The 11,024-nt window shown below is 51.4% G+C and carries 5 protein-coding genes; 1 reads left to right on the top strand and 4 read right to left on the bottom strand.

From position 1 onward, the window contains the following. Positions 1-269 precede the first annotated feature (269 nt). Positions 270-896, top strand: coding sequence for a DUF4136 domain-containing protein (locus A8O25_RS09690; protein ID WP_066834129.1), 627 nt, complete (start codon positions 270-272; stop codon positions 894-896). 893 nt (positions 897-1,789) lie between these two features. Here the strand turns inward: A8O25_RS09690 and A8O25_RS09685 are convergent. Genes A8O25_RS09685 through A8O25_RS09675 form a run of 4 tightly spaced genes read right to left on the bottom strand, consistent with a single transcriptional unit; the run spans position 1,790 to position 10,844 of the window. Next, positions 1,790-3,562: an OmpA family protein gene (locus A8O25_RS09685; protein ID WP_066834125.1), complete on the bottom strand. Its 1,773-nt coding sequence runs from the start codon at positions 3,560-3,562 to the stop codon at positions 1,790-1,792. 47 nt (positions 3,563-3,609) lie between these two features. Continuing rightward, positions 3,610-3,774 carry a hypothetical protein gene (locus A8O25_RS23210; RefSeq protein WP_161947729.1) on the bottom strand — a complete coding sequence of 55 codons (165 nt, stop codon included), beginning with the start codon at positions 3,772-3,774 and terminating at the stop codon, positions 3,610-3,612. A gap of 21 nt (positions 3,775-3,795) precedes the next feature. Then, positions 3,796-4,773 (bottom strand): PorP/SprF family type IX secretion system membrane protein, encoded by a 978-nt coding sequence (locus A8O25_RS09680; protein ID WP_066834123.1) that lies wholly within the window; start codon positions 4,771-4,773, stop codon positions 3,796-3,798. A gap of 29 nt (positions 4,774-4,802) precedes the next feature. After that, positions 4,803-10,844, bottom strand: a complete 6,042-nt coding sequence (locus tag A8O25_RS09675; RefSeq protein ID WP_074987962.1) for a DUF7507 domain-containing protein — start codon at positions 10,842-10,844, stop codon at positions 4,803-4,805. Positions 10,845-11,024: the final 180 nt, after the last annotated feature.

The raw sequence follows: 11,024 nt of genomic DNA, 5'->3' as shown, positions 1-11,024 counted from the left end.
TTTAGGCAAACAGCCCGAAAACAGAAACCACCGCCTCCCCGCTTTTACTCAGCCCCTGTTGGCTCAATTTATTTACAACTGCTTCAGAAATAACTGGAAAATCTTACCACGCTACAGAGAAGGCAGGCACAATATTTGCGCTACAATTGCACATAACAGATAAACTCACGTATAAAAGACAGTGCTTCCAATCTTAAAATATTGCGAAATACTATATTTAGACGGAGGTTACCTGTCACTTAAACTTAATTGCAAAACAGTATAAATCCATGAAAAGAGCAAGCAGAACCTTAAAGTCTGTGTTTGGGATGATACTAGTGCTGTTGGTATTGGGCTTTACGGGCTGCGCCCCGAGTTTCAACGTCAGCAGTGATTACGACCAAGCCACTAATTTCCAGCAGTACAAGACCTGGAACTGGTACCAGGAACAACCTATTGCCAAGAGCGACTCCAGCCGTAGGTACAGCACGTTTCTGGACAAGCGCATTAAAACCGCTGTAGAAACGGAGATGGCCCGCCGTGGTTTCACTAAAGCCACCAGCAAAGCCAACGCAGATATGCTCCTGGCCTATGATGTGTCTATTGAAAATGTGCAGCGCGTGCAGCCAGATTATGTAAGTGTACCCATGATTGGCTACGGTTACTGGTACGGCTACCGCTACGCCTACACCTATAACCGCCTGTACAACAACACCACGGTACAGGACTATCAGGCCGGCACTATCATCCTGGACATTGTAGACGCCAAAACCAATGAACTGGTGTGGCGTGGCACCGGTGAGACTACCGGAAACGAGAAATCCCTGACCCAGGAGAAGGTACAGGAAATTGTAACCCAAATCTTAGCAAAGTATCCGCCGCAAGCGGAAAGCTCAAGAGCCACGGCTAAGCGTTAACCCATGAAGCTGTTTAGAGCTTTTATGTCAAGTTGCGGCGCAAGCCTTCGCTTGTGCCTATAGGCTATTCTGTTTCCGGGCTGTTTTTGGGAAAGTAGCCTTAAAACGCAGGCACAAGCTCACGCTTGCGCCATCCCAAAGCCAGTCACGATCCATTACCATAGAAAAAGGGAAAAGCGCTAAACAGCTTCCTTATAGAACTGATGATAATCCCCAAGCTGTGCTTGGGGATTATTTTTTTGTCTTTGCTCTGCGGCTTTTAAACATCTGCCACTGTAGGGCAAGGGTTTGGAATCTCTGCAGCAGGGCATTGCTTCTCAAGTGAGAATTCCTGTTTTCGGCTTGTTTTTAGAAAAACAGGTCAAAAACGCAACAGCACAGTTCCTCTGAGGGGCAGCGGTGGCTACCGGCATTTAACATTCACAGGCCGCTTCCAGACGCTACGAGGCTTTTGGGCAAGCGCTTTCTCCTGGGCTTTCCGCTGCTTCTATCGCGCCATGCCCTCTTCCTAGCTTTCTCCCTCTTGCGAAAGGGAACAGCGTTGTTGCACCAGCAGACCTTAGCTTTGTAATTCTAGTAATACATTTGATTTACGGTGGCGAAGGAATCTATTACCGGTATAACCGCGTGAGGGATAGCAGCGGAAAGCCCACAGGGTGAGGCACGAGCCCGAGGACTTGCAGCGGATAGCCCGACCCGCAGGGGCACGCCCAACTTATAATTATGAATTAGGAATGGGTGGGCTATTGGCAAGCCAATGAAAGAATCAGGATGCCTTCTTGCAGCTTCAAAAGTTGAGGCTTCTGTTTTGGGGCTGTTTTTTGAAAAACAGCCCCAAAACAGAAAAGCCGCCCCTATACCCAGGGACGGCTTTTCAGTTTTGAAGCAGACGGTTACTTGATCTTGAACTCGGTGCGGCGGTTCATCTGGTGCATGTCTTCCGGACATTCTACCCCGTCAGCACATTTGTTTACGAGGCGGGTCTCCCCGTACCCGCGCCAGGTAAGCCTGTTGCGGGCAATGCCCTGTGACACCAGGTACTCTACCGCTGACTGGGCCCGGCGCTCAGAGAGCAGCTGGTTGTAGCCCTGGCCTTCGCGGCTGTCTGTGTGGGCCCCCAGTTCAATCTTAATGCTTGGGTTGTCTTTGAGGGTACGCACCAGCTTGTTCAATTCAGCGGCGGCGTCTGGTCTGATGTTCCACTTGTCCAGATCATAGTAGATGTTCTCAATGATAATGCTCTGGTTCACGGTGCTCTTGTCAAAGATCAGCGTTACGCGGGTGGTATCTGACAGGCTGGTGGTGTCTATGTTGACCGTGGCAGACTGGCTCAGGTAGCCAAACTTCTCCCCCATCAGCTCATAGATATTGCCTTTCATGACGCCGTAGAGGTACTCTCCGTTACGGTCTGAGAACGCAATGGTAGAATCTGTGGTGCCTTGAATAGCCAGCTTTAACCGTACATCTGGCAATGGCTGCGTGGTGCTTTTCTTGCTTGGCATCTGTATGCGCTCCAGCGTGGTTACCAGCAGCACCGCGTTGCTCAGCAGTTTGAAGCTGTAGATGTCATCTGTGCCGTTGTTGCTGTCACGGTTGGAAGACATGTACCCCACCAGTTCGTTCTTCTGGTTTGGCATGAAAGCCAGCCCGAAATCATCTTTGGGTGAGTTGACCGGTGCCCGCAGGTTCTCTGGCTTAGACCAGGTAGAGCGGCTGCCCTTGGCTCTGAACACATCCAGTCCGCCAAACCCTGAGTGGGTGTCTGAGGAAAAGTAAAGGTTGCCCTGCTGGTCAAAAGCGGGGAACATCTCTTTGCCCACGGTGTTGATGGTGCTCCCGGCGTTCACGGGCTGGCCCCAGGAGCCGTCTGCCTGCTTCTCTGTGTAGTAAATGTCTGTCTCGCCGTAGCCGCCTGGCTTGTCTGACACAAAGTACATTACTTGCCCGTCTGGCGACAGTGCCGGATGGCCCACACTGTATTCTGTTACTTTGTTGTACTCAAAGGGCTTCACATTGCTCCATTTGCCACTGTCCTGCTGGGCAGAATAGATCTCCAGGCGGTTTACGTAGTCATTTGACAACGGCTTCTTCACCCAGCTGGTAGGGTCTGTGTTGATGTTTTTGTTTTTCACCTTCACCATGTTGGTGCGGGTAAAATACAGCGTGGTATTGCTGCTGTCTACTGCGGCCGTACCGTCATGGTATTTGCTGTTCAGGGACTCATCTACCATCACGGGCAGTTGCCACGTGCTGTCTTCATTGCGCTGGGCATAGAACATCTGCAGGAACGGGCGGCCGGTCCAGCCGTAGGTCCTCTCCTCTTTGTCTTTCCCGCTGCTGGCTGCACCGCCCCGGTCAGAGGCGAAGATGATGCCATTCTGGTAGGGCGTAGGGCTGAAGTCTGCGTTGCCGGAGTTGATGGCGGTTTCATTCACCACTATGGCAGAAGCCGGCTCTTCCAACAATTTGAGCGCCGCATCACAGGCTTGCGCCTTGGCATTGGCCATGGCTGCCTGGGCTGGCACTTTCATGGCGTAGTTCTGGTACTGTGTTTTGGCCTCAAAGTACTTGCCGTTGCTGCGGAGTGCCTCTGCGTAGTAGAAGATGTTGACAGGATCAGCCTCTGGCATGGCCACTACCTTGGCGTACCACTCTTCTGCCTTCACCGTTTGGCGGGTTAGCCGGTAAGAGTCTGCCAGCCGCTGGGCTCCTTTCAGTTTAGGTTCTTTGCCGGCAAAGCCTCTTGGTATTCGTCAATGGCCAGGGCGTAATCAAAATTCTCAAAGTGCCGGTCTGCCTTGCGGGTGGTTTGGCATCCACCCAGGGCAAGACTGCCAGCCAAGAGAAACGTAAACACTGGATTGTATAAATAGCGCATAGTCAATTCTGATTTATGATGTTAGAAATACCGCGGGGTTAGCATCTTGGTCTCCTGCTTTCTGAGGAAGCTGTAACCAAGGGATATTTCATGGGTGGATAAATCATTGAGGGTACTGTGCAGGGTAAAGTCATACGCATAGCCAAACCTCAAGCGGGGGGTGATGTAGATGTCCGTCATAGCCACAATAGCATCTTTTGAGCTGAGGCCTTTCCCCTCAAAATCATTCTGGAAGATGTACATAGCGGTACGGTAACTGGCACCTAGCCAAATACGCTCCTTGAACAGGAAGAACACATTGAAGTCCACGTTGCTGGGGCCGTCAAAGTTGTCTTTCAGCATGATGCTGGGCTTTACCTTGATGCTCTCCCCCAGATCAGCCACGTAGCCGGTGGTAAAGAAGTAGTGGCGCTCTGGATCATAGTTGATGTCTTCATCAATTCCAATCAGGTCAGTCACCGACACCCCGGCATAGAAACGCTCTGTGTGGAAGAAAACCCCCATGTTTACGTTAGGGCTCCAGGTTCTGGCTTTATTCGCTTTCTCCAAGGCAGGGTCCACTTGTTCATCGTTCCCCGTTCTATACTTTCCGGCATCTACGGCAAAATGTGATACACCCGCGCCCAAGCCAACACTTATCACAGAAGACTCACTTAGCGGCAACTTTACGGCCGCGTCTACGGTGATGTTCTTCCGGTTCTGGAGGCCAATCTCATCACGTGTGAGGTGAAAACCCAGGCCAATACGGTTGTTACGGGTCAGGCCGTCTACGCTTAAGGTCTGCGTGTTGGGAGCGCCTTCAAGTTCTGGCCCGCCAAACGCCCCAGACCACTGCTGCCGGTGAAAAGCATTTACCGTTACATGTTCTTTGGTACCTGCATAAGCAGGGTTAATGACCAGTTGGTTGAAGATGTATTGTGAGAATTGTGGCCTATGCTGGGCCAGCAGGTTTCCACCTGCGGCCAGCATAGTCACGATCACTATTAAAAGTTTTTTCATGTTCTTACCTATTTAATTTTATTCACCGGTTAGCGAACTACTTGTACAAAACCTCTGTATATCTGCTCCTGGCCGTTACAGCCTCTCACACGCAGCACATAGAAGTAAGTGGCTTCTTCAAGACCGTTTGCGGTCCAGTTGTTTTGGTAGCCTCTGGTTTTGTAGACTTCGTTCCCCCAGCGGTTGTAGATGAACAAGTCATTGTCTGGCAGGTTCAACAGGTTCTGAATCACCCATGTGTCATTAACCCCATCACCGTTCGGGCTAAACACGTTAGGAATCAGCAGCGTGGTATTAGCCGTTCTGGCGTCAATATCCAGGGTGTAGGAAGTGCTTCCACAGCCGGCGCGGGTAGCGGTCAGGGTAAGTTTCCCTTCTTTGGCATTGGCATCAGCTGTCAAGGATACTGAGGTACCTGTGGCAGTTGTGCCCCCTCCGGTGAAGGTGATTCCGGCACCGGTTACGCTCCACTCATACGTCACCAATGGATCAGTACTTGGATTTGCTACGGCGAAATTCAATCCCGCACATGGCCCGCTGTTATCCTGAATGCCTGGTGTGACCGGAGTAGCCCCAGGGGTAATGTTCTGGGTGGTGTACGTTGAGGCGTTACAGGTAGCAGGTCCTGTTGGGTTAGTGGCCGTTACAGAGATTCTGCCTGCGCCTGTACCCGCTGTAATCTGCACTTGCGTACCGGTAGATGCACCTTCTATTCTCCAGCCGGTGCCTGTCACACTCCAGGTGTAGGTAATTCCTGCCACTGGGCTAGTTACACTGTAGGCATAGGTGGTGCCTGCACATACCGGGTTATTCTCACCTTGAATGCCTGGGGCAGCCGGTGCCGCGGCTACCGTTAAGGTAGCGGTAGAAGAGTTGGTAGCGCAATTGCCGTTCAGGGCAACAAAGGTAAGGGTATAGGTACCAGCTTGCACTCCTGCCGGTATGGTCACTCTCAACGTGGTACCATTCACCGCAATTGGAGCAGTACTCAAACCTGGCATACCGGTGCTCAGGACCTGGTAGTTGGTGACGCCGGCTATTGCCGCCACAGTAAAGTCTACAGGCACCGCAGCAGTGCTGACACAAACTACTTCATTGCTCACAACAGGTGCCGTTGGCCGAACACAGACAGGCGGTGCCGAATCAGTGTTGTCATCGTCATCTGGGTCTGTTTCATTTCCTCTAATCACCGCGGTGTTCACATACTGCCCTACTCTTGAGGCAGTCACTACTATGCGCAGTTCTCTTGCCGCTGGTGTGCCTACTGCTAAGTTTCCAATGGTCCAGGTAAGGGTTTTGTTGGCAGAACTATACACCGCAGTTGTTCCGGTAGGGGCAACATGGCTTGCATAGGTAAACCCTTCTGGGATCACATCTGTCACAATTACACCGGTGGCCGCCCCAGGTCCTGCATTGCTCGCCCTCAGTACATAGGTGATCTGTCCACCCAAGGTTACTTCGGTCACGTTGTTCAACACCGTTTTGTCAATGGCCAGGTTAGCGTCTTGGCCTGTTGGGGTTTCTACAATGGTGATCACAGTAGAAGTGTTGTTCTGAGGTTCTGAATCTGCCTCGTTACCGCTCACTATTGCTGTGTTCACAATGGTTCCGTTGGCAGTAATGGTTCCTGTTACCGTTAACGTAGCCGTCTGGTTAGCACCCAGGTTCCCAATGGTCCAGATACCGGTTGCCATGTTATAAGAACCTGACGTTGTTGTTGGTTGGGCAGGGAAATTTGCCTGTCTCATTGGCAGCATGTCTACCACCAGGACTCCCGTTGCATTGTTAGGCCCGTTGTTACGCACAGTTACGGTATAGGTCAGGGACTGGCCAACCGTGGCCCGCGTTTTGTCTACCGTCTTCACCACCTGCAGGTCCGTTGCATCTTCAGGGTTCTGACCACCCGGCGTTACGACGGTAATCACGGTTGAGGTGTTGTTCTCCGGCCGCTCATCTGTCTCGTTTCCGGTGATTACGGCGGTGTTCACCACTGTTCCGTTCTTAGTAATAGTACCTGTTACTGTTAAGGTTGCCGTTTGGCCAGCAGCCAGGTTACCAATGGTCCAGGTCAAGGTTCCTGAGGTAATTGTATAGTTACCACCTGAAGCGGTGATGGTATTCAGGAATTCCTGCGGCAGTCTATCGGTTACCGTTACTCCGGTAGCGTTAGACGGGCCTGCATTGCGGGCGACAATGGTATAGGTTAGGGTTTGACCAATAGAAGCAGTTGGCTTGTCTACCGTCTTCACCACCTGCAGGTCTGTCAATACACCTCCTGGGGTTGGGCTAACTACTGTCACCACAGTAGAGGTGTTATTGCCTGGTTGCTGATCAGCCTCATTCCCACTGATGGTAGCCGTATTGACGATACTTCCATTGGCGGCAATGGTGCTGATAACCGTCATGGTCACCACTTCATTTGCGGCCAGGGTACCAATGTTCCACACGCCGGTGGCGGCATTGTAATTCCCCTTAGTGACAGATGGCTGACCATTTACATTCAATTGTGACGTTGGCAGCACATCTCTCACCACTACCCCAGTAGCACCAGCCGGTCCGTTGTTACGGGCAGTGATAATGTACACTAAGGCATCACCTATTCTGGCTCTGGTCTTGTCTACCGTTTTCACTACCTGCAGATCAGCCAACGCTCCTGTTCCCGGGTTACCATCTACTATGGTAATCACAGTAGAGGTGTTGTTCTGCGGCTGCAGGTCTGCCTCGTTTCCTCTGATCACCGCCGTATTCACAATTGTTCCTGCAGTGGTGATAGTACCAGTTACAGTAAAGGTGACAGACTGACCTGCGCCGAGGGCCCCAATTGACCAGATGTTTGTACTGGTGTTGAAGCTGGTACCGGCAGATACGGTTGGTGCTGGGAACGTAGCTTGTAATCTTGGCAACACATCTAGCACAAACACGCCGGTGGCGGCATTAGGGCCATTGTTGGTAGCCGTGATGGTGTACGTAAGCGTTTGCCCTACTGTAGCCCTCGTTTTATCTACCGTCTTCACTACCTGCAGGTCTGTAGACTCTGCCGGGTTAGGCCCTGTTGGGGACACAATAGTGATCACAGTAGAAGTGTTGTTCTCTGGCCGCTCATCAGTTTGGGTGTTACTACCTCTAATTACCGCGGTGTTGACAATAGTGCCTGATGCAATGGTAATGGTACCAGAAACAGTTAACACTACTTCCTGCCCTGGAGCAAGGGCTCCAATTGTCCATACCCCATTGGCAAATGAGGTGCCTGCTGTAACGGTAGGCGTGTTAAGGGTCACCTGGCCGGTTGGGAAAGCATCTGTCACAGTCACTCCGGTGGCAGTGGCAGGGCCATTGTTACGCGCAGTGATGGTATAAGTCAGACTCTGGCCCTGGCTGGCTCTTGACTTGTCTACCGTTTTCACTACCTGCAGGTCGGTCAGGTTCTCTGGGGTCCCGGTGCCTGGGCCTACCACCGTTACTACGGTAGAGGTGTTATTGCCCGGCTGCTGATCGGCTTCATTTCCACCAATGGTGGCGGTGTTCACAATGGTACCAGTGGCAGTGATAACACCGGTCACCTGTAACGTCACCTCCTGGCCAGCAGCTAGGTTACCAATAGCCCAGATACCGGTAGTCATATTATAAGACCCTGTTGAAACTACTGGCGGCGCCGTGATATTTAACTGCCCCATTGGCAGCATGTCAACCAGCACTACGCCCGTGGCATTTGCGGGTCCATTGTTGCGGGCTCTAATGGTGTAGGTCAATGCATCGCCTACGTTCGCACGGGTCTTGTCTACGGTTTTGATCACCTGCAGATCAGCAAGTGCTCCCGGTGGGTTAGCGCCTACCACTGTAATTACAGTAGAAGTATTGTTCTGCGGCTGCGGATCTGCCTCGTTGCTTCTGATGACTGCGGTATTCACAATGGTACCGGCAGCTTTGATTGGCCCCGTGACGGTTAGAACTGCTTCCTGACCTGCCGTGAGGGTACCAATTTGCCACACGCCAGTGGCTGGGTCATAAGAACCAACATTCACCGTTGCAGTCCCTAAATCTACCTGGCCCATTGGGAATACATCTGTTACCAGAACATTAGTGGCCGTGGCTGGGCCATTGTTTCGGGCTGTTACTCTATAGGTCAAGTTATCGCCTACGTTCGCCCGAGTCTTATCAACAGTTTTTACCACTTGTACATCAGCAAACACCGTTGGCTCTTCAGGCCCGGCCCCAACAATGGTAATCACAGTGGAAGTGTTATTCTCTGGGCGCTCATCTGTTTGGTCACCTCTGATGACCGCCGTGTTAATGACGTTGCCGTTGGCGGTAATAGTAGCGGTAACCGTTAAGGTTTCTATGCTTCCTACGGCTAAGTTTCCAATGTTCCAAATCCCTGTAGCCTGGTCATATGTACCCGCGGTAACCGATGCACTGATGTTATTTAAGAAAGCCGCCGGAAATACATCTGTTACCTTTACCCCAGTAGCTGCGTCAGGCCCGGCATTACGGGCGGTAATGGTATAAGTTAAGACATCACCTATGCTGGCGCGCGTTCTGTTCACCGCTTTAACCACTTGTAGATCAGCAAGAGGTCCGGGGGCCGGGGTGTTCCCTACCACCGTTACCACGGTAGACGTGTTGTTGCCTGGCTGCTGGTCAGACTGATTGCCTCTGATCACCGCCGTGTTTACGATGGTTCCTGTTCCAGTGATGGTGGCGTTGATAGTCAGGGTTGCCGTAACACCCGCCGCCAAATTTCCAACGGTCCAGATTCCGGTACTCACATTATAATTACCGGTTGTTGCGGTTTGCCCGGTCACATTAATCTGCCCCAGCGGAAGCACATCCCGCACAAACACACCAGTGGCGTTATTTGGGCCGTTGTTCCGTATGGTAATGGTATAGGTAAGTGCATCTCCCACGTTCGCCCGGGTCTTGTCTACCATTTTCACCACCTGCAGATCAGTTACTACCGGGGTAACTACCACGGGTTCCTCATCTTCATCATTGTCATCATCTGGGTCTGGCTGGTCTGCAATTACCGTCACACGGTTTCTCACATCATTCCCTGTTGCTAAAACTCTGGCTCTCACCCGTATTGTGGCTATCTGCCCAAAGGCAAGATCACCAATGACAAAGACCCCGGTAGAGGGGTTGTATGCAAAATTTGCCGGAGTTCCGTCAATGAACCCGGTATAATCAAGGAAAGCAATCTGGCTGGGGAAGGTCTCTGTTACGGTCACACCGGTGGCATCATCTGGCCCCTGGTTACGCACAGTAATGGTATAGGTAACGGTGTCTCCCACAGACACCACCGTTCTGTCTACCGTTTTGGTGATCGCTAAGTCTGTTTCTACAATTGTAGGGAGGAAAATGGTGTTATCGCTTAACAAAACATTGCCACCTAAGGAAAGCAACCGTCCCTCATGTGTAGTACCGTTGCTTAGGGTTATATCATTCTGCACCAGCATATTCCCTTTCAAGGCCGCGGCAGTACCTACCAGCGCCCCGTTGGCATCTACCAGGTTACCACCTATTTGAAAGAAAATGTTTTTTGGCTGCGCACCATTCTGCACAGACATCACCGAGCCGTCTTCAACTCTGAAGTCACCCGTTATCTGGAATACAAAAACACTGTTAGGGTTTCCGCGCCCATCTAAACGCAGCTGACCTCTTAATAAGGCATCTCCGTTAAAACGGTAAACTCCCGGCCCTAAAATGGTTCCCTCTACGGCAGCCGGACTAGGGGAGAACCCCTTCCCCAATTGCTGGCCCGTAAGGTTTTGGGTAGGCGCCATGGCTGCGAGAGCGTTGTATGCTCTACGTGCATCAGCTTGTGCAGCAGTAGGCTCAACACCTCCTGGCCTGATTTCGCCCAGTACTATCCCTGGCGGAAAACCAACGATAGCCGTTCCGGGAGAGGTACCCAGATCAGCATACACAAGTGTGTTCCCAGTGCTAAGGACAGAGGTACTGCCCAACACCGCAAACTCCTGTGCCGCCCCTAATCCGGGGGCGCTCTGGGCTTGTGCTTTTGTTGAGAATAAAATAGCAAACAGAGCTGCTATTACGTGTAGAATTTTCTTCATGCGACCACTAAACTATTGTTACTAAATTATCCAACCCTTATATAGTCATATTATGATATGAGCATCCCCATGTACTTCCTTTTCACACAAAAGTTACGGTACATAAAAAAGATACAAATATCACAGAACACACAAAGGTGAACAATATATAATTGATATGGCCAGATATCTTCACCCTTG

It is taken from the genome of Rufibacter ruber, from assembly GCF_001647275.1.
Lineage (GTDB): Bacteria > Bacteroidota > Bacteroidia > Cytophagales > Hymenobacteraceae > Nibribacter > Nibribacter ruber_C.
This window is presented reverse-complemented; position numbering and strand designations above follow the sequence as displayed.

Excerpts from the sequence above, each read along its gene's own strand:
- A8O25_RS09690 (WP_066834129.1), top strand. The coding sequence starts at position 270 with ATGAAAAGAGCAAGCAGAACCTTAAAGTCTGTGTTTGGGATGATACTA.
- A8O25_RS23210 (WP_161947729.1), bottom strand. The coding sequence starts at position 3,774 with ATGCGCTATTTATACAATCCAGTGTTTACGTTTCTCTTGGCTGGCAGT.
- A8O25_RS09680 (WP_066834123.1), bottom strand. The coding sequence starts at position 4,773 with ATGAAAAAACTTTTAATAGTGATCGTGACTATGCTGGCCGCAGGTGGA.
- A8O25_RS09675 (WP_074987962.1), bottom strand. The coding sequence starts at position 10,844 with ATGAAGAAAATTCTACACGTAATAGCAGCTCTGTTTGCTATTTTATTC.